This is a genomic window from Occallatibacter sp. (genome assembly GCF_036502485.1).
Classification (GTDB): Bacteria; Acidobacteriota; Terriglobia; order Terriglobales; family Acidobacteriaceae; genus Telmatobacter.
Window position 1 is genome coordinate 50592 of the sequence record NZ_DASXYM010000022.1, and the last position, 25573, is coordinate 76164.

Consider the following 25573-nt stretch of genomic DNA (forward strand, 5'->3'; position numbering starts at 1 on the left):
CTGAAGACACATGGACCCAGTCGCAATCGCCGTTGACGATTTACGGGAGCAGTATCACCGGGAGATGAAACTGGTGCGCGAAACCTTTGAGCGCACCGGGGACGGCACCGCGGCGATTCGCCGCCGCTCGGCCATTGTGGACCGCATCCTCATCGAAATGTGGCGTCGCGCGTTCACCGGCAATCCCGGTTACAACGTCTCGCTGCTGGCCATGGGCGGATATGGCCGCAAAGACCTGTTTCCCTGCTCCGATATCGATGTGCTCTTCGCCTTTGCCGATACCAGGGCAGAGGAGCAGGCCCGCGAGCCCGTGCGTGCCATCGTGCAGGCCATGTGGGACATCGGCCTGCGCGCCAGCCCAGCTTCGCGAACGGTCAAAGAGGCCGGACGCTTCGATCCGGACAATCTCGAGTTCACACTGGCCACGCTCGATCGCCGCTTTCTTGCGGGGCAGTTCCCGCTTTACCAGCAGTTGCATCAGACAGTGCTTCCGGGGCTGGTGCTGAGCGATTGGAATGCGATCACCCAGAAGCTGGGCGAAATCGCCCGCGCGCGGCACGCCAAATATGGCAACACCATCTTTCATCTCGAACCGAACCTGAAGGACTGCCCGGGCGGCCTGCGCGACTACCATCTCGCGGTTTGGTTCGCGCTGTTGTTCCATCTGAAGGAAACGCGCGAATGGCCCCGGCAGCGCGGCGGCGTCTTTCAGAGCGCCCGCGGCGACGCCGAGGCGGCGTTTGATTTTCTTGCTGCGGCGCGATGTTTTCTGCACTTTCGGCACGGGCGCGACGACAACAACCTCGGCTGGCAATCGCAGGACGAAGCAGCGGCAAACTCCATCGGCCTCGAAACGCGGGGCACCGCCGATCCCGCCTACTGGATGCGCACCTACTATCGGCATGCGCGCGTTATCTACCGCCGTGCCGTTCTGTTGATGGAGAATCTTCCGGCGCCTGTCAGCTTTTACAAGCAGTTCCGCCGCCGGCGAACTCCCATAGCAGGCACCGACTTCCTTCTCGACCAGGGCCGCATCGACATCCTTCCCGGCGCGCAATTTTCTGACACATCCGCAATCCTCCGCATCTTCTCGCTCATGGCCACGCATGGCTATACCCTGTCGCAGGCCGCCGAAGACCGGATCACCGATGCGCTTCCCGCATTGGCCATCCACATCCCTGAAGGACCGTATCTCTGGAACGCCCTGCGCGAAGTGCTGCTCGGCCCCCACGCCGCGCATGCGCTGCGTACCATGCACGCGCTCGGCGTGCTGGAGATGCTGATTCCCGAATTCCACGGCATCGACGCTTTGGTGATTCGCGACAGCTATCACCGCTACACCGTCGACGAGCACACCTTCCTCACGATCGCCAACGTTCACGGCCTGCGTACGCCCCACCAGGAATACGAACAGCGGCTAGGGCAATTGCTGCCTGAGATCGATCGCCTCGACCTCTTCCTTCTTTCGCTTCTGCTTCACGACACGGGCAAAGCGCGGCGAGACGAGGAACACACCGGCGGGTCCGTCGAGCTTGCCGATAGCTTCATGGCGCGCCTCGACTTTGACGCCGAAGAACGCGAGACCGTCATCCGCCTCATCAAGCAGCATCTTGAAATGTCGAACGCTCTGCGCCGCGACATCTTCGACCCTGAGAACATCCGCAGCTTCGCCGACAAGATCGGGTCGCCTTCGCTGCTGAAGATGCTCACGCTGCTCACCTATGCGGATATCAAGGCGGTCAATCCCGATGCACTAACGCCATGGAAGGCCGAGAACCTGTGGCAGCTTTATATGACCACGGCCAACTTCATGGACCGCAGCGTCGACGAGATCCGCTATCACGCCGCCATCGATCCCACGCTGCTCAATCGCCTGCGTGCCATGGTGGCGCCGGCGCAATATGAACCACTGGGCCGCTTCCTTGAGGGTCTGCCGCAACGCTATCTGCAGACGCGCCTGCCCGAGCACATCCGCAATCATTTCCTGCTGGCGGTCAACCTTGAGCACGACCCTGTGCAACTGGACTTGCGTTCGTTGCGCCAGCTCTTTGATCTCACCGTAATTGCCGAGGACCGCACCCGGCTGTTTGCCGACGTCGCCGGCGCGCTCGCAGCCTGGGGCATGAACATCGTCAAGGCGGGCGCCTTCTCCAACGATCAAGGCGTCATCGTCGACAGCTTCCAGTTCTCTGACGTGTTCCGCACCCTCGAGCTGAACCCCAGCGAAAAGGAACGCTTCCTTAAATTCCTTCACGATGTCGTGGCGCAAAAGGTAGCAGTACAGCAACTACTCGACGGCCGCCGGCACAGCACGCACGCGACCAGCATCAAGGTGGAAGTGCCTACGCGGCTGCAGTTCGATTCGCTCTCATCCACGCACTCGACGTTGCTGCAGGTGATCGCGCAGGACGGTCCGGGGCTGCTGCGCCAGATCGCCTTGGTGCTCAGCTCTCATGAGTGCAACATAGAAGTAGCTCTAATTGACACCGAAGGCGAGACCGCCATTGACGTTTTCTATCTCACACATGAAGGCACAAAGCTGAACGACGGGTTACAGCAAACGCTGACCGATGATTTGACTGCGGCCCTTGAGAAGCTGCGCGCTCCCGCGGGCGCCTGATCGATTTTGTTGGTCGTGCAACTTACATAGCCACTCCCTCATATCCCCCTCTCAGGCAGGTTCAAGGGCGCATACCCTTACCCGTCGAATATGCGTCGTGCAAGCAGTCGTACCACCGTGCAACGGAATTTCCCTCCGCCCCTTCCAAGTCAACGGCACGACGAATGCAAATTCAACGAGGTATTTCATGGGACTGATCACGCCCAACGATTTTCCGAATCTGCGAGAGCTCTATACCGCACAGCTCCGCTACCTGTTGTCCACTGAGAAACAGATTGTCAAGGGCCTGCCGGCCATGATCGAGCACGCCGACGACGCGCAACTGAAACAGGCGTTCCAGTCGCACCTTCAGGAAACCGAAGTACACGTCACCAGAATTGAAGGCCTGCTGCAGGAGTTGATGGGCGACGCAGACGACAAGAAGGACCCCATCCTGACGGCGATCGTGAGCTCGGGCGAAAACATCGCCAAGGAAACTGATTCCGGTCCGGTGCGCGATGCCGGCCTGATTGCGACGGCGCAGAAGGTTGAGCATTACGAGATCGCGTCGTACGGCAGCGCGCGGGACTGGGCCAAGCAACTCGGCCTCACCAACCACGTGTCGACCTTGCAGAAAACTCTGGATGAGGAGAAGCACGCCGATCATCTGCTGACCGAAATCTCGCAGCGCACCAACTCTTCGGCGTCCAAAGCCGCCTAGCGAAACATCCGGTCCGGATCACACGATTCGGACCGGATTTCCCTTTCAGGAGGCCTGACCTTCTTCGTCCTGCGCCTCGCTGGTCTGTCGTGAAGGGCCGCCACGATCGGCGTCGACATTCGACTGCTGGCTCAAATTTCCCTGACCACCGGAACGATTGCCGCCCTGGTCCGGACGACCTTTTGCGCCGCCGTCAGGACCGCTTTTGTCGCCGGTTTTCATCTGGGTGTTCCCAACATTACTCGATCCCTGGTTGCTGCTTTGGGCTGTGCTGTCGGCAGGCACGTTCCTGTCATTACCGCGCGCTTCAGAATTGTTAGCCATCTGGATTTCTCCCTGTTGCCGCGTCATAATCTTCACGCAAGCGCAACGTGGGATGCCCTCGCGCGGCAGGGCAGTTGTTCCGCAGTGATTTTCACCGCCTACTTTCCGAGCTGTAACTTCAGAAAAGGCGCTACTCCCCAGGGGTGCTGTCCATAGTGCTGCATCAGGGACGAAGGCGTCGTGTACGTGGTGAACTGCGCGCCAAGTTCCACCGCGCCAAAGCTCCACGAATGCAGCGAGTAGGCATATCCACCCGTGTAGGCCTGCACGCGTCCCACAACGTACTCTGCCTCCGGCGCAGCATTGCCGAGCAGATCGGACGTGCGATCCGCGTTCTCCATGCGTGTCCAGAGCGCGTGTTTGCTGCGCATGTGCAGCGTTGCTTCCAGCAGATAGGCATTCCAGTTCTGGGCCGCTCCCACGGTGTGATTGCGCCCCCACACCGCGCCTGCATCGAGCGTATTGTGTTTCCCGAAGTGAGCCGCAATCGATGCAGTCTGGCGGAGGATGTCTTCCTCCGGATGCACGGCCTCGGGCGAGTGCAGCCGTCCCACCGAATACTGGCCTAGCCAATTGCGCCCGGGAACAATGGTCAGCCTCCCATCCCACGAGTCAATGGGGCCGGCCTGCATGTGCCAGCGGTTCTCATCCGGCTCGCGCCCGTGAAAACCCGAACCCTCCAAGTGCGCGCCATGAGCGCCTCCCGCAGACACACCTGCGGTGATCACGTCATACGAGATATGCGTCGAGTCCTCAAGGTGATGCCCGAGCGTCGCCAGGGGGTCTTCACTGGCCGAAGCGCGGTGCGGGTACGCGACCGGCCCGATTGCCGGATCCCCAACCGGCGCCGCGTACACCGTGAGCAACGCTTTCTCGGCCAATTTGAAATCGTAGATGCCCGCGATCTCCATGAACAGATTGTGCGGATGCTGACCGTCAACAATGGGCCGGCCGTAGGCCGTCTCGCCCTGCTGAAACAGCTCAGGATAGTATTGCCCGGTGATCGTCGCGGGCTCCAGGCTCAGCATGCTGCGCAGCGTCAACTGCGAGCGCCCGAAGCTGCGCTGCGCCATGGGCATGAACCAGTTCACGGCGAAGAATTTGTCGTGGCCGCGTGCGCCGGACTGCTGCTGCTCCACCAGGAAGGCCTCGCCATGCACCATCAGCATCCATTTTTGCTTCATGCTCATGAGCATGGGAGGCTCTATCGTGCCGGGCTCAAGACTTGTTCCCGATGCGGAATGCCGCAGAACATTGGCAGCGAGGGTGGTGGCCACGCCGCCCATCGGCATGGGCATTGTGCTGGTATGCCCAGGAATTTGCATCTGCATCGCACCAGCGGGCGCGATTGCGGCTAAAACCAAAATGCAAATCATCGGCATGTGTCGTAGCATCATCCAGATTCCAGTCTCACATTCGGCATCACCGGCGTCTCTAACGCAATCAAGCGCGACCACCAGGATTATCTGCGACTGGGCGGGCTCGGTTTTCTACTCGGTGACAGCAACCTGAACTACGGCCGTGAAAATGTTGTGGAGAGCTACTATTCCTGGCACTTCTGGCGCGGCATGTTCTACTCACTCGACATACAGCACATCAACAACCCGGGCTACAACCGCGACCGCGGCCCCGCATGGGTGGGCTCCGTCCGCGTCCACGTGGATTTCTAATTCTCGCTTGTCTTCCTGAGCCGCAGGCCAAGGATCTGTTTTGCGATTCCGAGTTCGCCTTAGCGCGGCGACTGCCCCGCCGGCGGCTTCACCTCATTCGACAGATCCACGATCACTTCGCCCTGTTTGGCATAGCGAAGCTTCTCCCGCGCCTCATGTTCAATCTCATCCGGATCGGTCTTCAGCTTGTCCACACGCACGCGGAGCCGCTGATTGTCCTGCTGAAGGTCGGTAATCTCCTTCTGCAGTTGCTTGTCCGCCACCCGCATCTGCTCCCAGACGGAAAGCCCGTGCCTGCCGTTTACCACGTGCCATCCCAGGAGCAAGGCCAGTGCCACGACCACCACAGTTCCGGCCGAGCGCCACGCCCGCACCGCCCAGCTGAGCGCGCGATGAGCCACCGGCGCCGGAGCAGATTGCTTCTGGCCCGGCTCCGCTGCCGGAGGCGCAAACATGTCTGGTGTTTCTTGTTCCCGCATGGATCCCCAGTTCTAAGACATAACGAACTTTTCGGCCGCGACCTTGAGCGACTCCATATCTTTCTCGCTCCGCGCCTCGGTATACGCGCGTACCACCGGTTCCGTGCCGGATAGCCGGTAGCACACCCACGAGCCGTCATCCAGAATGAGCTTGAGACCGTCGGTCCTGACAACCTCTTTCACCTTGCGCCCGCTCAGCTCCGTTGGATCGGCCTTCAACTTCTCAGTGAACCGGGCCTTTACCTCCGAGGTCAAGCGGAAGTTCTCGCGAACCGGGTAATAGGAACCAACCTTGGCAAACAGTTCCCGAAGCTGCACGCCCAGACTCTTGCCCCGGACCGCCACCATCTCCGTCACCAGCAGGCCGGCGATGATGCCGTCCTTCTCCGGAACGTGCCCGCGGATGGTAAGCCCGGCTGACTCTTCCCCGCCGATGGCGATTTTGTCTTCGATGATCAGCTCGCCAATGTACTTGAAACCTACCGGAGTTTCGTAGAGCGGCACGTTGTGATGCTCGGCCAGGGCATTCACCAGGTTTGTAGTGGCCACGCTCTTGGCTACGCCGTTCCGCCATCCGCGCGTCTCCACCAGGTAGTCAAACAGCAGCGCTATTACGTAATTCGGCTGGATGAAGGTCCCATCCTCGTCCACGATTCCGAAGCGGTCCGCGTCGCCGTCGGTTGCGATGACGATCTTCGCACCGATCTGCCGCATCTTCTCCCTGGCCTTGTCGAGCAGGTGATCGTCCGGTTCCGGCGCATGCCCACCGAACAGCACATCGCGATAATCGTGCACCGTCTCCACGCTCACGCCCGCCTGCCGCAGGAGACGGCAGCTGTAGCCGCGCCCCGCACCCCAGAACGGGTCATACACCACCTTCATTCCTGACTTCGCGATGGCGTTCACATCCACCAGTTCGCCCAGCCGCTTGAGGAACGACTCCTTCACGTCGACCGTCTCGAAGCCGCCCGCCGGCGCGCTGCCCATGTGAACCTTCCCGCCGCTATCAACGATACGGTTCACCGCGGCTTCAATCTGTTGGGTCACTTCCGGCAGAGCCGGCGCGCCATCCGGGCTCGAATACTTGATGCCGTTGTACTCCGGCGGATTGTGCGACGCCGTGAAGTTGATGGAACCGACCGTCTTGAGCGTGCGCACGGCATGCGCGATCGCCGGCGTGGGAGCGGGATCAGGAATAATCACCGGAGTGATTCCGGCGCCAGCCAGCACACGCGCCGCCACGTCCACAAAGTTCTCGCCCAGGAAACGCGGGTCGCGCCCCACCAGCACGCGAAGCGGCCCGGGCTGCGTCTTCACATACTCGGCAATGCCTGCCACGGCCAGGCGGATGTTCTCAACCGTGAACTCATCGGCCACAATGGCGCGCCAACCCGAGGTGCCAAACTTGATCGCACTTGCCATCACTTGCGCTCCCTGCCGGCGTTACCGGCGCAAGTTCCATACTGCCTTCGAGGGCCGGGATTGGGCAAGCGGCCTCGGCAGGACGCCCGCTCACCAACCACCGCGATCGCCGCATCGATTGTTTTGTTGCCGCGGTGACATACTGATGCGGGAGAGCAGCCATGCTTCACTCAAATCCTGAGGTACGAATCGTTCTCACCACCGCCGGCAGCTGCGATGAAGCCGCGCGCATCGGGCGCACCCTGGTGGAAGAGCACCTGGCCGGATGTGCCACGTCACTGCCCGGAGTGGAATCGATCTACCACTGGCACGGAGAGATCGAAACCGGCACCGAGACCCTCCTTTTGCTCAAAACGGAGATAGACCGGCTGGAGGCTCTGCACACCCGCCTCCTCGCCCTGCACAGCTACGAAACACCCGAGTTCCTGGTACTTTCGGTCGAGGCGGCAAGCCAGGGATATCGCGAGTGGCTCAAGGCCAGCCTGGCCGCAGTTTGAGCTGCGGATCCGGAGCTTGAGGCAGCCGAGCAGCGCCGGCGCGTCTGTTATTCTTGGCGGTAGCGGATGTTCCCGTCTGCCTGAAATCATCGCGCTCGCAAGCTTTGCACTCGCTCCGCGTAAGCAGACGAGGGCAGGGGCAAACCGAGGCGATCATGCCGGCGTACGGGATCCGAACTGAGCCCATGCGCTGGCTGATGATCGTCTTTCTCGTCTCGCTTGCGGCGCTGTTGGTTGCGTCGGCAGGCGTTGCCCTTCACGTCTGGCGCGAGCACTCAAAGCGCCGGCGGCCGGCGGCTTCGCTGGAGAAGGCAGATAACTCGCGATCTAACCGGAGTACCACCCCGGTTACCAATCCGGACACGGAGGAAGCACCATGAACAGCCCCACCCGCGCAGCAATCTCCGCAAGCCCGGCCGGCGCCACCGCGGCGGAATTTCTGCGGAACGCAGGCATCGTGTTGGCCGGCACCCTGCTGGTGGCCCTCTCGGCGCGCGTATCAGTGCCGCTTTCCTTCACCCCCGTGCCCTTGACCCTGCAGCCCTTCGCCGTTCTGCTCCTGGGCATGTTCCTGGCCCCCCGTCTCGCCTCTGCCACTCTTGTGGCTTATCTGCTCGAAGGCGCGGCCGGACTGCCCGTCTTCGCACCCGGCCTCACAGGCGTTTCGGGTCTCGCGCATCTCTTTGGACCTACCGGCGGTTACCTGCTCTCCTATCCGGTTGCAGTCTTCGCCGTGGCCGCTTTGTGGCGCATGAGCCGCCGCAGCTTCTCCTGGGCGCTCCTCAGCAGCGCCGCCGGCAGCGTGATCATTCTCAGTACCGGGGCGCTATGGCTCGGCATCTTCACGCACGCCTCGGCCGGCACAGTGCTCTCCCAGGCATTCATTCCATTCCTGCCAGGCGATGCCCTCAAGATCGTGCTCGCCGCGGCGCTCGGCTTCCAGTGGAACCGGATGCGCACTGCGCCCCGCTCCTAGCCTTCAACTGCTTCGCTCTCGAAAGGAACGCTGCATTCTGTGAGTACTCAGCAATCAGGATCTGCCAGTACGGCGGACGTCCGTGAAATCTCCATTGCCCACAGTCCGGATTCCGATGACGCCTTCATGTTCTATGGCCTGGCCACGAACAAAATCCGCGTCCCGGGCTACCGCTTCAGCCACACCCTCACCGACATCGAAACCCTGAACCGCCGCGCGCAGAACGAGGCCTTCTACGACGTCTCTGCCATTAGCTTCCACGCCTATCCTTACGTGCAGGACAACTACACCTTGATGGGTTGCGGAGGCAGCGTGGGCGAGGGCTACGGCCCCATGGTCGTATCCAGCAAGAAGCTCCAGCCCGAAGACCTGGGCAAGATCAAGGTCGCCATACCCGGCACCCTGACGACGGCCTATCTGGCGCTGAAGGTCTTCAATCCCGACATCGAAACCGAAGTCGTTCCCTTCGACCAGATCATCCCCGCCATCCTCGCCGGCAAGTACGAGGCCGGACTCATCATCCATGAGGGCCAGCTCACCTACGCCTCCAGCGGCCTCTGCAAGGTCATCGACCTGGGCGTATGGTGGCGCGAGACCACTGGACTGGTGCTGCCGCTCGGGGGCAACGCCATCCGCCGCTCTCTTGGCGCCGAGTCGCACAAGATCATCTCCAAGGCGCTGCGCGACTCCATCCAGCACGCCCTCGATCACCGCGAGCCGGCCCTTGAATACGCCATGCAGTTCGCCCGAGATCTTGACACTTCGCTAGCCAACCGCTTCGTCGCCATGTACGTGAACGAGCGCACCCTCGACTACGGCAAGGACGGCCGCGAAGCCATCCGCAAGCTGCTGGCGTTAGGCCACGAGCGTGGCATCATTCCCATTGAACCCAAGGTCGATTTCGTCGACTGAGCACTCGCGATCGACTCTGGTTTTGAAGGTGTGGCTAGACTAAGGCGCGGCTCGTCCGCGCCTTTTCTTCTGCCCTTCGCAGGCTGTCATCCTGACGCGAAGGGTCTGTGGCTATGTTTGGGACGTTGCGCCGGCTCCAGCCGTCGGGCGGTTTCAATGAGATTCAGCTTTACTTCGACTGCGCTGAGACCTTCTCGTACTCCGTCCACGCAAATTGCTTCGAATCCGCCGACCATCCGCCGGTATTCCCCGCCCCTTGCCCGCCGAAGAACGTCCTCACGGTTATGAGTTCCGCGCCGTTCGCCCCCACGCCGCCCTCCAGACGCAGCAGCTTGATCTTCATGCCCGCTCCAATGTAGGTGTGGTCCGGGTGATCCATTGGATAGGAGAGCGTATAAAGCCACTTGCCATCAGGAGAGATGTGCGGAAACCAGTCCTGCGTGTCCGCGCCCTGGGTAACTCGCTCAGCAAGCTTGTCCTGCGGTCCCGCGCCCTCGGCGGGCATCCGCCACGCATCCCACTTCCCTGCCCGGTTCGAGCAGAAATAAATCCACTTCCCATCAGCCGAGTACTCCGGCCCGTCATCGGCCGCTTTGTTCGTCGTCAAGCGCAGCTCGCCGCTGCCGTCTGCGTTAATCCGATAGAGATTTGCGCTGTCCTGGAGCGTCCCCGTGTAGACGAGGTGCTTCCCGTCCGGCGACCACCCATGCAGCCATCCCATGTGCACCTCATGCGCCGCGCTCCCGTCCACGTTCATCACCAGAATCGGATTGGGAATGTCCGCCGCCCCGCGGATCTTCGCAGGCATCGGCAGCTTGATCACGGTATCTGCAATCTGTTTTCCGTCCCATGAAACAGCATGATCATTGGTAGCCACCATGGCCGAGTTCGCATAGATCTTTTCGGGTTTGCCCTTGCCGGTGCCGCTCAGCGGAATGCGATAGAGCGCGTTACCCATATCGGAGACTATGTACTTCCCGTCGGCCGTCCAGTTGGGCGCGTGCCACTCGCCCTCGAGAGTAAAGAGGGTGGTCGTAGCCTTCTTTTGCACGTCATACACGACGAAATTCGTGCGGTATTTCGGGGCCGCAGCGGGCTGCGACGAATTCTGCGCAACCAGCCCGGAGGCGAAGAGCAGTCCCACGGTGACGAGCTTCGAGCACACTGACTTCACGGTGAATTCTCCCAAGGGCAAACGAATCACTCCGACATCCCGCGAATGTCGCGAACCGGTTCGCAGGATCGTAGTGTGTCATAAATTCTGTTCGGAACCGAAGGCCAATCGTACTACAGTTGCTGCGAGCGCGCGGCCCGGGGCGCATCCCCTGCTCCCTATTCCCTGCCCCTAAAACGCCTCTTTGTTCACAACGTACGGCATCTTCGCGCGGTCGCCCTCGTAGTTGCCTTCCAGCAGATCCATCAGCGCCTGCACGCATCGGCCCGCCATCCCCACATTCGGATCAACGGAAAGCCGTGTCTCCTTCGTCCCGCTGGCAAAGTGATGGAAGATGCGACACCGGTCTTCGATCTCCGCATCGCGCAGCGGCGAATCCGCAGGCAGCGGCTCCTTCTCGAACACGTCCAGCGCCGCGCCCGCAATCCAGTGCTCCTTGATCGCGCGCGCCAGCGCCGCCTCATCCACCACCGGCCCCCGTGACGTATTGATCAGGTACGCCGTCGGCTTCATCTGCCGCAGCGTAGTGTCGTTAAACAGATGGTACGTCGGAGTCGGCGACTCGCCCGCGCGCAGCAGCGGCACATGCACGCTTACAAAATCCCCCCTTGCCAGCGCCTCGCCAAACCGCACATATCGGATCGACGTCGCCTGCTTCTGCAGCCCGTAGCGATGCCGCATATCCATCACCTCCTGAATGTGCCCGGCAAATTCCTCATTCTCGAACACCGGGTCATAGCAGAGGATGTTCATGTCAAAACCGGTGCACTTCTTGATCATCCCCATTCCGATTCGTCCTGTCCCGATCACCGCCGCCGTCTTCCCCGTTACCTCATCACCAAGAAATGGGAGAAACGGATGCCACGCACCCCAGCGGTTCTCCCGCACCAGCCGCTCACTCGGCCACAGCTTGCGCGCCACCGCCCCCATCAGGAAAAACGCAAACTCCGCAGTCGCCTCCGTCAGCACATCGGCCGTGTTCGTAAACGGAACTCCATAGCGGTTGGCATCGGCGCGGTTGATGTTGTCGAACCCGACAGCCATTTGCGCCACCACCTTCAGCGTCCCCTTACCCGCCTCGAACACCTCGGCATCGATCGGATCGCGCAGCGTGGTGATCAGCCCATCAATCCCTTCGCGCACCTTTTTGAGAATCACCGCCTTCCCCGGCGGATCTGCCTGCGGATAGATCTCCAGTTCATACCCGCGCTGACGCAGAATTTCCAGCGCTTCGTCTCCAATATTGCAGGTGGCAAACACCCGAAATCCCATGTGCCCTCTTTCACTCACAATGTACCGTGCCCGGTCCTCGCGGCTTTTTTCTGCGCCACGGCGGGACAGCACATATCCACCGATCTAGTTACCGCTAACTCGCCACGCCATGCCACGAAGCGACTCTAACTCGCTGCGCTTGTCTTTAGCCCCTCGCCTTCACCCACTCCTCAATCCGCTCCAGCGCCTTCTGAATATTCTCCGGCGAATTGGCCACGCTGAACCGGATATACCCCTCGCCATAATTTCCGAATGCCGCCCCCGACAGACACGCCACCCCGGCTTCGTCCAGCAGCGCGCTGGCCAGCTGCTGCGACGTCCATCCCGTGCCCTCAATGTTAGGAAACACGTAGAACGCGCCTTTGGGCCGCAGGCAGCGGAACCCCTTGATTCGGTTAAGCCCATCCACCATCAGGTCGCGCCGCTCGCGAAACGCCTGACGCATCCGTTCCACCGACGCCTGATCGCCCGTGAGCGCCTCCGCCCCGGCCATCTGTGTGAAACTCGCCGTGCACGAGTTCGAATTCGTCATCAACCGCGCAATGTGCGCCGCCAGGTCCGGCCTCATCACGCCATACCCCAGCCGCCAGCCGGTCATCGCATACGTCTTCGAAAACCCATCCAGCAGAATCGTCCTCTCGCGGAACTCGGGAACCGAAAGAGGCGAAAAGTGCTGCCCTTCAAAAATCAATCGGCTGTAGATCTCGTCAGACAGCACCATGATGTTCCGATCGCCGATGGCCGTCACCACGTCCCGAATGTCCTGCTCCTCCAGCACGCCGCCGGTCGGGTTCGCAGGCGAATTCAGAATAATCAACCGCGTGCGCGGCGTAATCAGCCGTGCCAGTTCGTTCACATCCAGCCGGAACTGCCGCTCTTCACGCAGCGGAATGGGCACCGCCCGCGCCCCCACAAAATTGATCATCGACTCGTAGATCGGAAATCCCGGATTGGGATAGATGACCTCGTCACCTTCATTGGCCAGCGCCAGCATGCAGAAAAAGATGATGGGCTTGCCCCCGGGCACCACCACCACCTCTTCGGGACTCACCTGGATATTGCGGAATCGCCCCACTTCCGCCGCAATCCCTTCCCGCAGCTTCGGCAACCCGGCCGACGGCCCGTAATGCGTGAAGCCGCCGCGGAGCGCGTTCACGCCAGCCTCGATCACGTTCTGCGGCGTATCGAAATCCGGCTCTCCAATCTCCAGATGCACCACATCCCGCCCTTTTGCCTCCAACGCCCGTGCCCGCACCAGCACCTCGAACGCGGTTTCCGTTCCCAGCCGCCGCATGCGCTCTGCCAGTCGAAGGGGAAAGGGCTGATTTGAAAATTCGGAGCGATCAAAACGAATTGCCGTGGCAGTCATGGAGTTTTCAGCCTCCGCAGGACGAAGTGTCAGGGAAGCGGAGGCGCAAACACACCCTCAGAGCCTTCCCATGGCCACCCAGAACAATAGCCCTAATCGCAGAAGCCGGGAAGATACGCAATGCGGAATTGACAGAGTGATGCCTAACCTTGTTAAGCGGAATCCGCTCTTACCTTAACGGGATTCAGGAAGCCGCGCGGTTTCATCCAGACCGGCCCCGGAGTGTGAGCCCGCCCTGGGTCTTATCAGAACTCAACAAAACCGTTAAAAGAGCCCCCACACGAGTCCGTCTCTGCGTAGAGCTTGCCCGCAGTGCAAGGATCGGCATGGCCCCGCCCATAACCGATCAGGTCTGGATCACAGCAACTTGTTGACACTCCACACCTGCCCTCTGCTTTCACCAGTTCAGAGCGCGACGGAGCGTGACCTCGAAGTCGTCGGCCATGTGGCGGTGCTGAATCCCGGTGGGGTGGCCGTTGCATCCGTTGCCGGGATAGTGTTCCGAGGGCGCATAGATCACGCGGGAATCGAGGCTCTGAGCTGCTGCGCGCTGTACCATGCGGGCCAGCAGCGGGTCAGTCACGATCGCGCCTTCCGTGACGAAGATCAGCGAACGCGGATAGAGGCTGCGGGCTTTGTGGAGGAAGTCTACGTAGGCGGCAACCCAGGCGATTTCATCCAGCGGCTTGGTTTTTTCGAGGTTCATGTCGTTGGTGCCGATGGACATGAAGATGGCATCGGGCTGAAAGCGGCCGGCATCCCATGGGACGCGCCCCTCGGGCTTGTCTGACGCGATGGCGAGGGTAAAGAAGTCGGGAATGTTGACGACGTTGTCGGCGAGCACGAAGCCGCGGTAGTCGCGCACCAGGCCGCGGCCGCCATAGCAGACGAGTTGCGTTTCAGCGTCGAGGCGGCGGCCCAGCAACATGCCATAAGACTCGTAAGCATTGATATCGGGCAGTTGCGGGTCGTGGGTGCACTGCGCGTTGTTATCAATGCCGACGCCGCAGGTAACGGAGTCGCCCACGAACATGAGCTTGCGCTGCGGGAGCGGCGGCAAATCGAGCAACGTGGCGTTGGGCGAGAGGGTGAGGCCTTCAAGGGTGACACTGCCCTGCCATGTTTCTGTGCGTTTGTAGATCTCGACGGTGTGCGCGAAGTCATCGAGATTCTCCGCGATAGTGACCGTATTAGCGCCGGGCTTGAGGATCTGGAGTGTGGGCGCCTTGTGATCGATCACGATCGTCAGCGCGCTGTTGGGTGTATCGGCCGTGAGTTGAAGCTGCGCGCCGGTTCCTTTAAAACGAAATGCCAGGCCGGTGGCGGGATATGCCAGGCGCGGGTGGGCGGGGTCACGGTCGTCGGCGCGGCCCATGAGGCGCAGGTGCGAGTCATTGATAGGGATGAGTGCGGGAGGCGACTGCGGGCGGGCGTTTGAGCAAAGTGCAAGAAGCAGAGCGAGAGAAAGACAGATGCGGCGATGCGGCATGAATGAAAGCCTTCTGTGAAGCAGGTTTGGCAAACAGGAAAGGTTATCATGCGGACTGACTTGGAATTCGCAACGATCCGGAGGTTGAGCGTGCAGGATTTCCGCAGGGAATTTTTGAAAATGGCGGGACTGGGTGTGGCGGGTAGCGCAACGGTGTTACTGACAAGCCCAGCGGCGCGGGCGCAGGCGGGCGGGAGTCAAGGCGAACGGCCGGTGTATTTCGACGTGCGGAGGTTTGGCGCGAAGGGAGATGGAACGAGCATCGATGGCGGCGCGATCAATGCGGCGATCGATGCAGCCGCAAACGTGGGCGGCGGTACGGTGGTTTTTCCGGCGGGTGTGTATGCGAGCTACTCGATCCATCTGAAAAGCAACGTGGCCCTTTACCTTCAGCAGGGCGCGACGATCCTCGCAGCGTCGACGCCATACGATGGCACAGCGAAAGGCTATGACAATGCCGAGCCACAGGGCGCGTGGGAGCCCTACCAGGACTACGGTCACAATCACTGGCACAATAGCCTGATCTGGGGCGAGGATATTCATGACTTCGGCATCTTCGGACCGGGGCTGATTTACGGCAAAGGCCTGAGCCGGGGATGGGACCGCGAGAAGGCGCTGCCGGACTCAAACGCGAAGGGCGTGGGCAACAAGGGGATTGCCCTGAAGAACTGCCGCAACGTGATCCTGAGCGACTTCTCGATTCTGCAGGGAGGATGGTTCGGGGTTCTGGCGACGGGCGTGGACAACATGACCATCGACAACCTGAAGATTGACACCAATCGCGACGGGATCGATATCGACTGCTGCCGGAATGTGCGGGTGTCGAACTGCACGGTGAATTCACCATGGGACGACGGGATCTGCCCGAAGAGCAGCTATGCTCTGGGACACGCGCGGCCCACGGAGAATGTGACCATCGCCAACTGCTACGTGACCGGCGCCTATGAGTTGGGCAGCGTGCTCGATGGCACGTGGAAGCTGCGCGATGTGAAGGACGGCCAGTGGGGAACGGGGCGTATCAAGTGTGGCACGGAGTCGAATGGTGGATTCAAGAACATTGCGATTTCGAATTGCGTGTTCGAAAAATGCCACGGCGTTGCCATTGAATCGGAGGATGGCGCCATCGTGGAAGACATCACCATTACCGGGGTGACGATGCGCGACGTGGTGGCGCCGTTTTTTCTTCGCCTCGGCGCTCGGCTTAGGGGACCGAAGCCAGAGACGGTGGTGGGACGCATGAAGCGCATTCTCATCTCAAATGTGACCAGTTCGAATGCAGCGCTGCTTCCGTCGATCATTGCCGGAGTCGCGGGGCATCCGGTAGAAGACGTGAAGGTCAGTGACGTGTATCTCGAGCACGTGGGCGGGGGCGGGTTGGATCTGGCCGGGATACAGCCGCCGGAAAAGGCGGAAGCGTACCCGGATCCGGCGATGTTCGGGCAGTTGCCCGCATCGGGATGGTTTGCGCGGCACGCGAAGAACCTGGAAATGACCAACGTGGAGATCGCCGTGCAGCGGACGGACGCGCGCCCGGCGTTTCACCTTGAGGATGTGCAGGGCGCGGACTTTTTTCGCATGAAGGCGCCGGGGACGAAGGAGCAGTTCCGGCTCAAGGGCGTCTCAGACTTCAGGGTATTCGGGTGCCGGCACTATGCGGATAAGACAGTGGATGGGCCGAGTGAGATGACGGTGTGATGGAAGAATGAAGCGGGTCCTTCGCTGCGCTCAGGATGACAAGTTGTATGTCGGTGATGAGGGCGGGGCGGTTAGAGCTTGCTGCGGAAGTAGGGCAGGCAGAGTTCCAACCCGTGCCGCAATGTGATCTGCGGTTCCCAGCCGAGCAGTTCGCAAGCCTTGCCGATATCGGGTTGGCGGCGCGAGGGATCGTCTTCCACTGCTGACTCGTAGCGTATGCCGGCCCTGCTGCAGGTAAGGGCGATGACCTCCTCCGCACATTCCAGAACGGTGAACTCAACGGGATTACCTATGTTGACGGGCAGATGCTCCTCGCTGCGCGCTAGACGCACAACGCCCTCGATCAGATCGCTTACGTAGCAGAAACTGCGGGTCTGCTGTCCATCGCCGTAGACCGTCAGCGGCTCTCCGCGCAGGGCCTGCATGAGGAAATTGGAGATCACGCGGCCGTCGTCGGGATCGAGGCGCGGGCCGTAGGTGTTGAAGATGCGGACCAGGTGCGAATCAACGCCGCGATAGCGGTGGTACGCCATGACGAGAGCCTCGGCATAACGCTTTGACTCGTCGTAAACAGAGCGGGGCCCGATGGGGTTTACGTTGCCCCAGTAGGACTCCGACTGAGGATGTTCGATGGGGTCGCCGTAGCACTCGGACGTGGAGGCGTGTAGAAATCCCGCGTTATAGCGCTCTGCAATGCGGAGCGCGTTTTCCGTGCCAACAGAACCGACCCGCAAGGTTTCAATACCGAGACGCAGATAGCCCGGCGGGCTGGCGGGAGAGGCGAAGTTGTAGACGTAGTCAACCGGTCCGACGTCGAAGGGCTCGCATATATCGAGTTGCTCCAGTGTGAAGCCCGGCTCATTTTTCAGATGCTCGAGATTGGCGGGATTGCCGGTGGAGAGGTTATCCACACCGACGACGCTGTGGCCTTCGGCGAGGAGGCGGTCTGTAAGGTGAGAGCCAAGAAATCCGGCGGCGCCGGTAACGAGAACACGGGTCTTCAATGAGGGAGGCTCCGATGAGGGCGACAAGAAAATGATACAGGCCAGGCATTAAGGAAGAGCGATTGCCCACGGGCATCAAGGATTAGCGAGCGGCTTCGAGTAGACGTAGGCGGCGCGGCGGCGCGCGTAGTAATGCTCTTCCCTGCCCTGCTGCTGGTATCGGTGTGCCTCGTAGAGGCGAATGGCGGGTGCGTTTTCTGCGTCGACATGAAGCCAGATGGCGGCGGCTCCTGCGGAGCGGGCAGAGGATTCGAGGCGGGTGAGCAGTTCGCGGGCGATGCCGCGACGGCGGTGCTGGGGGGAGACTTCGAGCGTCTGAATGTAGGCGTAGCGGTCGGCCGCGGGCCCCGACCAATCGACGATGGCGAAGCCGGCCATCTGATCGGATTCTTCGGCAATCCAGGTTGCGGAGTCGGGACTATCGATCACGCTGCGCATGTAGGGGCGGGGAAAGCGTAGAGGTGGCTGGAAGCAGAGTTCTTCGATGGCGTAGAGCGTGGGGAAGTCGGAGGGGCGGTAGAGACGGCAGGGCATGGGCGGTTTTCAGTTGTCCGAGGTCAATCGTCAGTGGAAGCCACGGACGTCAATGGTATCTGACCCGAATAACGATTAAGTGTGGATTGGTCACGTCCAGCGGGCTTCCGTCCGCCGTAAGGTGCATCTCTACAACGTATTTCCTTCCGGCTTCGCCGATGAATGGGCCGAAGATTCTCAATCTGAATTCATTTGTGAATTCGCAGGCGCAGTCGTTGGGATTTGAGCCTTGGGCGACGACCCTGTCACCGTCCCACACTTTCCAGTCGGCTTTGAGAACCGGTTGAATGTCGGCCATATTGCATTCCTGCTGATCCCAAGGACCTGGGATGAGTCCCATCATGCACTTCATGTCAATAAACGGGAGACGGTTTTCAGCCCGAATCTCGATGAAGTAAGCCTCGCTTATGACGGCAAATTCAGGTGTTCGCACCCTGCCCGGAGCCAGGGAAACGGGCATGTAGACCTCGGAGTACTTTTGCCAGTGATCACAGTGATCTCGGGCGAATGCGCTCGGGACAAGGAAAAACACGCCCATCACCGCGCCGCTCAGAATTGGTCGCATAATCGGACTCCCCACAGCTCCCGGATCATCCAGCGCGGATGCGCCAATGCATGCGCAAGCTGTTGTGGAGTCATCGTTGCACTGGCCGGTTCGGGAGGGGAGTCAAACAGGACGGTTTTGCATGTGGCACAGTGCGATTGTGGGGGTCAGGAGACCCCCACTACAGCCGGTCGGGAGACCGGCGCTACAAATTGCCGCTGCTTACTTGACCTTCGCCTGGACGCCGTCAATGACGTCGAAGAAGCGCTGGTCGAGGCGGCGGTTGGTGGCGATGGCTTCCTTGATGGTGATGTCGGTGATGTCCGTGCCGTGGAGAACGGCGATGCGGCCCCACTTGCCTTGATGCACCATGTCGATGGCGTGCAGGCCGTAACGCTGCCCAAGCAGGCGATCATAGGCTGTAGGCACGCCTCCGCGCTGGGTGTGGCCAAGGTTCACGCTGCGGGTCTCAAAGCCGGTCTTCTTTTCGATCAGGCCGGCGAGCGCTTCGCCAATGCCAGAGAGGCGCGCGTGTCCAAAGGCGTCCACTTCACCGGAGCCGGTGACCTGGCCGCCTTCAGGCAGATGGCAGCCTTCAGCGACCACAACCACGCCGTAGTGCTTGCCGTGATCGTAGTTGTATTTGAGGAGAGCGCAGACATGGTCGATATCGATCGGCTTTTCCGGCACGAGCGTGACATGCGCGCCGCCGGCAACGCCCGAAGCCATGGCGATCCAGCCGGCATCTCTACCCATGACTTCCACCACCACGACGCGGTTGTGCGAATCGGCCGTAGTGTGGATACGGTCAACAGCCTCGGTGGCGATCATGACGGCGGTGTCGAAGCCGAAGGTGGCATCGGTGCCGTTAATGTCGTTGTCAATGGTCTTGGGAACGCCGATGGCATTGATGCCGTGCTCGGCAAGAAAGAGAGTGACGGACTGGGTATCGTCGCCGCCCAGCGCGATGAGGGCGTCAATCTTGTTCTGCTTGAGGACTTCCTGGACCTTCTCGATGCCGCCGGGGATCTTTTTCACGTTGGTGCGGGAGGAGTGAAGGATGGTGCCGCCTCTGAGCTGAATGCCGTCGGTGCTCTCAAGCGTGAGAGGGATGAACTGATTGTCGAGCACGCCACGCCAGCCATTGAGGAAGCCAATGAACTCGTCGCCGTAGTGGTTGATTCCCTTCTTCACCGCCGCATAGATCACAGCATTCAAGCCGGGGCAGTCGCCGCCGCCGGTCAACAGAGCAATTCGCATCGAAAGTCTCCTGAGAATTGAAAGAGTCGCGCGGCGCATAGCCGCTGAATGGCAGGCATCGTCATCCGCGCCAGCCGCGGTTCGACGCCTTAACCAGTGTACTCCGCGGCTGTAAAGCGAATTCGTGACGGCGGACACGGTGAAGCAGGGAAAAAGGGACAAACGAAACAGGGACAAAGCAACCTGGCCTGCGCTTCTTACCGGGAGAGGCAGCGCTGTCCCGGTAGAATGAGAGGACGCGCCAAATCCCCATTGAGACGTGCCCGACCGAATGCTTGCAATCCAGATGCCCGGCCCCGGAACCTTGCTGCTGCTCGCGTTTGCCAGCGCGGTGGTGGGGCTGCTTCTCGTGCTGCTGCAGCTTACGCGGCTCGGGTTCCTGATCCGCAGCACCATCCCCGACCGGCCGCGGCAGCGCATGTTCATGGCATCTGTCTCGTTCCTCATCACGTTTGTCGGCGTGCGCGTGCTGGTCTACCTGATCATGCAGAAAAAAGGCCCCTTCGATTGGGTGATGGTCCGCGGCCATCACATCCACCACCTGGTGTGGGGCATCCTGATCCTGCTGCTGACCGGATACGGCTATCTGCTGGATCTGGGACGCTCGCATACGCCGCTGTCCATCTTTTTCAGCCGTCTCATGTCAGTGAGTTATGGGGTGGGCGCAGCGCTCACACTGGATGAGTTCGCGCTATGGCTGAACATGGAACCGAACGACTACTGGAGCCGCGAGGGCAGGCTCAGCGTGGACGCGGTGATCCTGTTCGGCGCGATTCTGGCCACGGGCGCCTGGGGCGCGCCGTTCTTCCGCGGGTTGCACAGAATGTGGACCAAGCGGCAACTGGTGGGCCGCGGACTGATCTCACCTATTCGGCACGTGCGGTTGCTTCGTCCGCGTAAATTGCGGAAACGACCTCCGCATAACGCTCCGCAATAACCCGTCGCTTGAGCTTCATCGAGGGCGTCAGCTCGCCCGTATCCTGCGACCACTCGTCGGGGATCAGGCGGAAGCGCTTGATGGTCTCAAAGTTCGCCAGCCCCGCATTCACTTCCTGAACAATCTCGGAATAGAGCGCATTCACACGGCGGTCCAGAACCAGCGATGCACGGGTGACCCCTTCGAGGCCATTGTTGCGCGCCCACTCCTCCAGGGCGGCAAAATTGGGCGAGATGATTGCCGAGATGAACTTGTGCTTGTCGCCAATCAGCGCCACCTGTCCGACAAGAATGCTGGTCTTGAGCTTGTTCTCAATGGGCTGCGGAGCAACAAGTTTGCCGCCGGACGTCTTGAGCAATTCCTTCTTGCGATCGGTGATATAGAGGAAACCGTCGTTGTCGAGATGCGCGATATCGCCGGTATAAAACCAGCCCTCAGCATCAAAACACTCCGCGTTTGCTGCGGGCTTGTTCCAGTAGCCCTTGAAAATGAACGGCCCGCGCACGAGCAGTTCGCCGTCAGCGGCGAATTTTAGCTCGACATTGGGGACCGGCTTGCCCACGCTGCCGAGGCGGTGATTCGGCTCCGAGTTGAGAGCGATCACGGGCGAGGTCTCTGTGAGACCGTAGCCCTCCCACACCGCGACACCCACCGAAGCGAACCAGCGCGCTGTGTCGACCCCCAGCGGGGCTCCGCCCGAGATGAAGATGTGCACCTGTCCGCCAAAGGCCTGGTGCACCTTGCTGAACACCAGCTTGTTGGCAAGCTTCCAAAGGGGTGAGGCAGGCTTGCGGGCGCCGTAAACCGTCTCGACGTGCCGGGAGCCTATTTTGACCGCCATGGCGAGGAGTCGCTTGCGGACGGGGCTGAGCGAGGCGCGACGCTCCACTTCCTGGCGAATCTTCTCGTAGACGCGGGGCACGCCAACGAAGGTGGTGGGCCGCACCTCGCGCATGGCATAGGGCAGACGGTCGAACTGCGGGCAGTAGATGACCTGAACACCGCGGCCGTAATTGACGTAATCGAGAGCGCGGGCCGTAATATGCGACAGCGGCAGGAATGAGATACAAGCGTCGTCGCGCCCGAAGTCAAACTCGCGAGCCGCGGTGTTCTGGTTTTCGGCGATGTTGCCATGGGTGAGCATCACGCCCTTGGGCTCGCCCGTGGTGCCAGAGGTATAGATGAGCGTGGCCAGGTCCGCGGGCTGCACGGAGCGGACGATGGCGTCAAATTCCTCATCGCGCCGGCTGCCGGACTCGTCCGCCTCGGCTACGAGTTGGGCGAACGGGACGGCGGTTGATGGCGGCTCCGCCGAATCCATGATGACGATGCGCTGGAGCGGAGTCTGGGCGCGGACCTCCGCCAGCTTGTCGAACTGCTTTCGCGTGGAAACGAAGGCGATTCGCGTGTCGGAGTCGCGGAGAAGCCCGGCGATCTGCTCACCGGTAAGCGTGGGGTAGATGGGGACATCGACGGCTCCGAGCGCGAGAATGGCGAAGTCGGTGACGGCCCATTCCCAGCGGTTCTCGGCGATGATGGCGACTCGGTCGCCCTTCTGCACGCCCCAATCATGCAGGGCATGGCTCACAGCGCGCACGCGCTGGTAAATCTGGTCGGAGGAGAGCGGCTGCCAGTCGGATGAAGCGTCCTGCCAGAGCACAGCGCGGGGGTTAGCGGCCGATGCCACCCTCAGAAACAGATCATTCAAAGTCCTGATTGGAGCCGGAAAGGTCATGGTCACATGGGAAGTTTCAGAGAACATCGAGAGTGTACCAGCTTACGGGTAATACCGATGCTGCAGGCATCGGCGCCGCAGGAATCGTCTTGGGAAGGGCCGCTCCGATTTGCACAATATGAACATTCCTGCAAATTGAATCTCAAAGGGTTAATTGACCGTTAAACTAGTTTGCGAGACCCTCTCCGGACAGCCACCCTCACCATGCCGAAGACGCACACACTTTTGCAGTTGCACAAGCCTGATTCCCGCCTGCTGGTTGGTTTGGAAAAGGTGGAAGGGGTGTGCCTGGCTGCCGCCGTGGTTATGGCAGGAGCCAGCTTAGTCGCAAGATTCGTGCCGGCATTCAGTTCAACGACGGTCGAGTGGCTCAAGATCCCCCTGAACACCTCAGCGGCTGCCCTCGCCTGCGGCGCCGGGCTGGCGCTCTCCACGGTAGAAGATTCCCGCGCCGCGAATGTGGCAAGAACCTCGCTGGGGGCTCTGACGGCCCTTTTGGGAGTCGCGAGTCTTGCCATCCAGGACCATGCCAATTCGCTCGGGGCTCTGAACCGTCTCCTGGGATTCAGCTTTGTCTCCCTCGGAATCGTGGTTGTGTTTGCCCAGGCGGGCAAGGGACTGAAAGGGTGGGCTTCGGATGGCGCCCTGTTTGGAGCCGGCTGGGTGGTTCTGAGCCTCCTGACCGGCACGCTCCTCGGCGCTCTGCATGTCTTCGGCAACATTCAGGCGGATTTGGGCGAGCCTGTTGCAACCGCGCTGCTCTTCCTGCTGACTTTGTCAGCCGCCGCACGCCGGGCAGAGTATGGGCGATTCTCCATTTTTGTAGGTCGCGGATTGGGGAGCCGCATCGCTCGTAGCATTCTCCCCGTCGTTATGGTGCTGCCCATTTCCCGGGAGTTGATGCGCGCCCGCATCCTGCGGCATCACGTCTTTACCGAGAACTACGCCGCGGCATGTCTGGCTGGTGCAGGGACCATGGTCGCTTTAGGGCTCCTGCTGTGGATCTCGTGGCAATTTCGACGCCTGGAGTGGGAAATTCAGAGCCTCAGCCTGCGCGACGAGTTGACGGGCCTCTACAACCTGAGGGGTTTCCACCTCCTGGCCGAACATGCTCTGCGGATGGCACGCCGTTCGCGGCAGCCGTTTTCAGTTCTGTTTGTCGACGTAGATAATCTCAAGCAGGTCAACGACCGGCTCGGGCACGCGGCCGGATCCCAGCTGCTGGTGGAAGCAGCGGATTTCCTGAAGACGCAATTCAGGGAGACCGACGTCCTGGGGCGCATAGGCGGAGACGAATTCGGCGTGGCGGGGCAGTTCAGCCCGGAGGCCATCGTACAGGCTGAGACCCGCCTGGACGCGCTGGCGGCTCAACGAGGAACCTATGACACCCCGCGATTGAGTCTCAGCATGGGTCACGTCTCGACCGATCCACTCAGGAACGAACCGCTCGATGACTTGCTGGAACGCGCGGATGCGGCCATGTACGAACGTAAAAAGCTGAAGAAGCTGCAGGCCGTGTAAATACCGCAACCCCCTGCTATCTGTTTCCGCTTGATGAAAATCCGCTCTTCGGGTCCAAACCTGTGGAAAAGAGCTTTGCATAGTTATGCATCGGAATGTATATTTATACATGCGCGGCTCCCACGCAGGGCCGCGCTTTCGATTTGGTGGAAAGAAAGTCGTGCGATGAAGCACCTGCGGCACAATGCGATACGGGATCTGGTGGCAAAGTCCGCCGTAACCAACCAGGACGAGCTGCGGCGCAAGCTGCACCGGCGGGGCATTGAGGTGACGCAGGCTACGCTGTCGCGCGATATTCACGAGTTGCGCCTCTTCAAAGGGCCGGCTGGATATATGCTCCCCAATGGAAACGGGGGCGGAGCCGCCCTGGACGACGATGGTGGTCCCCCATCAGTGGCAGAGGTGCTGGATAGCTTCGGGATGCGCGTACAGCGCGCCATGAACCAGGTGATTCTGCGGACCATGATGGGAGGAGCACAGCCGGTGGCGGCCGCGCTCGACTACGAACAATGGCCCGAGGTGGTGGGAACCATCGCGGGCGACGATACGGTGCTGGTGATCTGCCAGGACGCCAAGCACGCAACGGAAGTGGAAAGCCGCTTGAGGATGATGCTGGAGTCATGAACGGAACGGTGCAGACGGCAGTCGTTGGAGTGACAGGTTACGCGGGCGCTGAGCTTGCCCGGATACTTCTGCGCCATCCCCGGCTGAAAGGCACGCCCCCGGTATTCGCAGGCCGCCTGGACGAAAAAGGGATGGAGCGCGGTGGCATTCCGCTGGGTGAGATCCATCCCGAACTGATGGACAGCCGGCGTAGCGGCGATCTGAGGCTGCAGCAGTTCTCGTGGGAATTGCTCACCGACCTCGACGTGCAGGTGCTCTTCCTTGCCACTCCGCATGAGCAATCGCGCAAGTGGGTACCGGAGGCGCTGGAACGGGGCATCCGCGTAATCGATCTCAGCGGCGCGTGGCGCCTCGCTGAAGCAGCCAATCGGGCGGTGTACGCGTTTGAAGATGAGGGCTCGGCGCGCGCTTCGGAGGTCCAGCAGCAGGCCGTGTACGGAATGCCGGAGTTGCATCGCCCCGCCATCGCGAAAGCAAAGGTGATCGCTAACCCGGGCTGCTATGCGACCTCCGTGATACTGCCGCTGAGGCCTTTGGTGGACGCCGGATTGCCGGATCTCGACTTCGGCATTGTTGTGGACTCGAAGAGCGGGGTGAGCGGAGCGGGGAAGGCGCCCACGCCTAAGACGCACTTTATGTACGCGGCGGACAACTTGTCTGCCTACGGCGTGTTTACGCACAGGCACACAGGAGAGCTTTTGGAGCAGGTCGGGCTCGCCGCGGAACAGATCGTTTTCACGCCGCACCTGCTGCCGATTCCCCGCGGAATCCTGTCCACCGTATATGTGAGGTTCAAGCAACCGCAGACGCACGCG

The 25573-nt window shown here is 61.0% G+C and carries 24 protein-coding genes; 11 read left to right on the plus strand and 13 right to left on the minus strand.

Annotated features, from left to right (window positions below; all coding sequences use genetic code 11):
- Positions 1–10 precede the first annotated feature (10 nt).
- Positions 11–2620, plus strand: a complete 2610-nt coding sequence (locus VGL22_RS03770) for a [protein-PII] uridylyltransferase family protein (RefSeq protein ID WP_465265548.1) — start codon at positions 11–13, stop codon at positions 2618–2620.
- Between the two features lie 187 nt (positions 2621–2807).
- Entirely contained in the window at positions 2808–3320 is a 513-nt protein-coding gene (locus tag VGL22_RS03775) for a YciE/YciF ferroxidase family protein (RefSeq protein ID WP_465265549.1), read from the plus strand.
- Positions 3321–3365: 45 nt separating this feature from the next.
- On the opposite strand, the gene VGL22_RS03780 is transcribed toward VGL22_RS03775, so the two are convergent.
- Complete coding sequence (locus VGL22_RS03780; RefSeq protein ID WP_465265550.1) at positions 3366–3644, minus strand: hypothetical protein; 279 nt, start codon at positions 3642–3644, stop codon at positions 3366–3368.
- A 98-nt stretch (positions 3645–3742) separates the two neighbouring features.
- Complete coding sequence (locus VGL22_RS03785) at positions 3743–4969, minus strand: hypothetical protein (protein WP_465265551.1); 1227 nt, start codon at positions 4967–4969, stop codon at positions 3743–3745.
- A 96-nt stretch (positions 4970–5065) separates the two neighbouring features.
- Here VGL22_RS03785 and VGL22_RS03790 point away from each other — a divergent pair, with 96 nt between their 5' ends.
- Complete coding sequence (locus tag VGL22_RS03790) at positions 5066–5314, plus strand: carbohydrate porin (RefSeq protein WP_465265572.1); 249 nt, start codon at positions 5066–5068, stop codon at positions 5312–5314.
- A 59-nt stretch (positions 5315–5373) separates the two neighbouring features.
- Here VGL22_RS03790 and VGL22_RS03795 read toward each other — a convergent pair whose 3' ends face one another.
- Positions 5374–5769, minus strand: a complete 396-nt coding sequence (locus tag VGL22_RS03795; RefSeq protein ID WP_465265552.1) for an FtsB family cell division protein — start codon at positions 5767–5769, stop codon at positions 5374–5376.
- A gap of 36 nt (positions 5770–5805) precedes the next feature.
- Positions 5806–7215 carry a phosphoglucomutase/phosphomannomutase family protein gene (locus tag VGL22_RS03800; protein WP_465265553.1) on the minus strand — a complete coding sequence of 470 codons (1410 nt, stop codon included), beginning with the start codon at positions 7213–7215 and terminating at the stop codon, positions 5806–5808.
- A gap of 161 nt (positions 7216–7376) precedes the next feature.
- On the opposite strand from VGL22_RS03800, the gene cutA reads away from it, so the two are divergent.
- The 3 genes from cutA to VGL22_RS03815 all read left to right on the plus strand — a co-directional run bounded on the left by cutA (position 7377) and on the right by VGL22_RS03815 (position 9600).
- Positions 7377–7712, plus strand: a complete 336-nt coding sequence (gene cutA / locus VGL22_RS03805) for a divalent-cation tolerance protein CutA (protein ID WP_465265554.1) — start codon at positions 7377–7379, stop codon at positions 7710–7712.
- Positions 7713–8088: 376 nt separating this feature from the next.
- A complete protein-coding gene (locus tag VGL22_RS03810; protein ID WP_465265555.1) occupies positions 8089–8688 on the plus strand; it encodes a biotin transporter BioY in 600 nt (199 codons plus the stop codon).
- 39 nt (positions 8689–8727) lie between these two features.
- Entirely contained in the window at positions 8728–9600 is an 873-nt protein-coding gene (locus VGL22_RS03815) for a menaquinone biosynthesis family protein (RefSeq protein WP_465265556.1), read from the plus strand.
- A gap of 169 nt (positions 9601–9769) precedes the next feature.
- On the opposite strand, the gene VGL22_RS03820 is transcribed toward VGL22_RS03815, so the two are convergent.
- The 4 genes from VGL22_RS03820 to VGL22_RS03835 all read right to left on the minus strand — a co-directional run bounded on the left by VGL22_RS03820 (position 9770) and on the right by VGL22_RS03835 (position 14904).
- Positions 9770–10774: a TolB family protein gene (locus VGL22_RS03820; protein WP_465265557.1), complete on the minus strand. Its 1005-nt coding sequence runs from the start codon at positions 10772–10774 to the stop codon at positions 9770–9772.
- Between the two features lie 171 nt (positions 10775–10945).
- Positions 10946–12046 carry a 2-hydroxyacid dehydrogenase gene (locus tag VGL22_RS03825; protein ID WP_465265558.1) on the minus strand — a complete coding sequence of 367 codons (1101 nt, stop codon included), beginning with the start codon at positions 12044–12046 and terminating at the stop codon, positions 10946–10948.
- Between the two features lie 145 nt (positions 12047–12191).
- Positions 12192–13415 (minus strand): pyridoxal phosphate-dependent aminotransferase, encoded by a 1224-nt coding sequence (locus VGL22_RS03830; RefSeq protein ID WP_465265559.1) that lies wholly within the window; start codon positions 13413–13415, stop codon positions 12192–12194.
- A gap of 397 nt (positions 13416–13812) precedes the next feature.
- Positions 13813–14904, minus strand: coding sequence for a GDSL-type esterase/lipase family protein (locus tag VGL22_RS03835; RefSeq protein WP_465265560.1), 1092 nt, complete (start codon positions 14902–14904; stop codon positions 13813–13815).
- 48 nt (positions 14905–14952) lie between these two features.
- On the opposite strand from VGL22_RS03835, the gene VGL22_RS03840 reads away from it, so the two are divergent.
- Positions 14953–16599 (plus strand): rhamnogalacturonidase, encoded by a 1647-nt coding sequence (locus VGL22_RS03840; RefSeq protein ID WP_465265561.1) that lies wholly within the window; start codon positions 14953–14955, stop codon positions 16597–16599.
- Between the two features lie 71 nt (positions 16600–16670).
- Here VGL22_RS03840 and VGL22_RS03845 read toward each other — a convergent pair whose 3' ends face one another.
- The 4 genes from VGL22_RS03845 to VGL22_RS03860 all read right to left on the minus strand — a co-directional run bounded on the left by VGL22_RS03845 (position 16671) and on the right by VGL22_RS03860 (position 19941).
- A complete protein-coding gene (locus VGL22_RS03845) occupies positions 16671–17603 on the minus strand; it encodes a UDP-glucuronic acid decarboxylase family protein (protein WP_465265562.1) in 933 nt (310 codons plus the stop codon).
- Between the two features lie 75 nt (positions 17604–17678).
- A complete protein-coding gene (locus VGL22_RS03850; protein ID WP_465265563.1) occupies positions 17679–18137 on the minus strand; it encodes a GNAT family N-acetyltransferase in 459 nt (152 codons plus the stop codon).
- A gap of 49 nt (positions 18138–18186) precedes the next feature.
- A complete protein-coding gene (locus VGL22_RS03855) occupies positions 18187–18702 on the minus strand; it encodes a hypothetical protein (RefSeq protein ID WP_465265564.1) in 516 nt (171 codons plus the stop codon).
- 201 nt (positions 18703–18903) lie between these two features.
- On the minus strand, positions 18904–19941 hold the full coding sequence (locus tag VGL22_RS03860) for a 6-phosphofructokinase (protein ID WP_465265565.1): 1038 nt from the start codon (positions 19939–19941) through the stop codon (positions 18904–18906).
- Positions 19942–20212: 271 nt separating this feature from the next.
- Here VGL22_RS03860 and VGL22_RS03865 point away from each other — a divergent pair, with 271 nt between their 5' ends.
- Positions 20213–20878, plus strand: a complete 666-nt coding sequence (locus VGL22_RS03865) for a hypothetical protein (RefSeq protein WP_465265566.1) — start codon at positions 20213–20215, stop codon at positions 20876–20878.
- Here VGL22_RS03865 and VGL22_RS03870 read toward each other — a convergent pair.
- Positions 20808–22586 (minus strand): AMP-dependent synthetase/ligase, encoded by a 1779-nt coding sequence (locus tag VGL22_RS03870; protein WP_465265567.1) that lies wholly within the window; start codon positions 22584–22586, stop codon positions 20808–20810. The two genes, VGL22_RS03865 and VGL22_RS03870, sit on opposite strands and share 71 nt — an antisense overlap.
- Positions 22587–22817: 231 nt before the next feature.
- Here VGL22_RS03870 and VGL22_RS03875 point away from each other — a divergent pair, with 231 nt between their 5' ends.
- From VGL22_RS03875 to VGL22_RS03885, 3 genes are all read left to right on the plus strand, one after another.
- Positions 22818–24134 (plus strand): GGDEF domain-containing protein, encoded by a 1317-nt coding sequence (locus VGL22_RS03875; protein ID WP_465265568.1) that lies wholly within the window; start codon positions 22818–22820, stop codon positions 24132–24134.
- A gap of 165 nt (positions 24135–24299) precedes the next feature.
- A complete protein-coding gene (locus VGL22_RS03880; RefSeq protein ID WP_465265569.1) occupies positions 24300–24758 on the plus strand; it encodes an arginine repressor in 459 nt (152 codons plus the stop codon).
- Positions 24755–25573 (plus strand): Asd/ArgC dimerization domain-containing protein (locus tag VGL22_RS03885; protein WP_465265570.1); only part of this gene is annotated, 819 nt, incomplete at its 3' end. The genes VGL22_RS03880 and VGL22_RS03885, both read left to right, overlap by 4 nt.

Coding starts and splice junctions, on each gene's coding strand:
- VGL22_RS03770 (WP_465265548.1), top strand. CDS start 11: ATGGACCCAGTCGCAATCGCCGTTGACGATTTACGGGAGCAGTATCAC.
- VGL22_RS03775 (WP_465265549.1), top strand. CDS start 2,808: ATGGGACTGATCACGCCCAACGATTTTCCGAATCTGCGAGAGCTCTAT.
- VGL22_RS03780 (WP_465265550.1), bottom strand. CDS start 3,644: ATGGCTAACAATTCTGAAGCGCGCGGTAATGACAGGAACGTGCCTGCC.
- VGL22_RS03785 (WP_465265551.1), bottom strand. CDS start 4,969: ATGCAAATTCCTGGGCATACCAGCACAATGCCCATGCCGATGGGCGGC.
- VGL22_RS03795 (WP_465265552.1), bottom strand. CDS start 5,769: ATGTTTGCGCCTCCGGCAGCGGAGCCGGGCCAGAAGCAATCTGCTCCG.
- VGL22_RS03800 (WP_465265553.1), bottom strand. CDS start 7,215: ATGGCAAGTGCGATCAAGTTTGGCACCTCGGGTTGGCGCGCCATTGTG.
- cutA (WP_465265554.1), top strand. CDS start 7,377: ATGCTTCACTCAAATCCTGAGGTACGAATCGTTCTCACCACCGCCGGC.
- VGL22_RS03810 (WP_465265555.1), top strand. CDS start 8,089: ATGAACAGCCCCACCCGCGCAGCAATCTCCGCAAGCCCGGCCGGCGCC.
- VGL22_RS03825 (WP_465265558.1), bottom strand. CDS start 12,046: ATGGGATTTCGGGTGTTTGCCACCTGCAATATTGGAGACGAAGCGCTG.
- VGL22_RS03830 (WP_465265559.1), bottom strand. CDS start 13,415: ATGACTGCCACGGCAATTCGTTTTGATCGCTCCGAATTTTCAAATCAG.
- VGL22_RS03835 (WP_465265560.1), bottom strand. CDS start 14,904: ATGCCGCATCGCCGCATCTGTCTTTCTCTCGCTCTGCTTCTTGCACTT.
- VGL22_RS03840 (WP_465265561.1), top strand. CDS start 14,953: ATGCGGACTGACTTGGAATTCGCAACGATCCGGAGGTTGAGCGTGCAG.
- VGL22_RS03850 (WP_465265563.1), bottom strand. CDS start 18,137: ATGCCCTGCCGTCTCTACCGCCCCTCCGACTTCCCCACGCTCTACGCC.
- VGL22_RS03855 (WP_465265564.1), bottom strand. CDS start 18,702: ATGCGACCAATTCTGAGCGGCGCGGTGATGGGCGTGTTTTTCCTTGTC.
- VGL22_RS03860 (WP_465265565.1), bottom strand. CDS start 19,941: ATGCGAATTGCTCTGTTGACCGGCGGCGGCGACTGCCCCGGCTTGAAT.
- VGL22_RS03865 (WP_465265566.1), top strand. CDS start 20,213: ATGCTTGCAATCCAGATGCCCGGCCCCGGAACCTTGCTGCTGCTCGCG.
- VGL22_RS03875 (WP_465265568.1), top strand. CDS start 22,818: ATGCCGAAGACGCACACACTTTTGCAGTTGCACAAGCCTGATTCCCGC.
- VGL22_RS03880 (WP_465265569.1), top strand. CDS start 24,300: ATGAAGCACCTGCGGCACAATGCGATACGGGATCTGGTGGCAAAGTCC.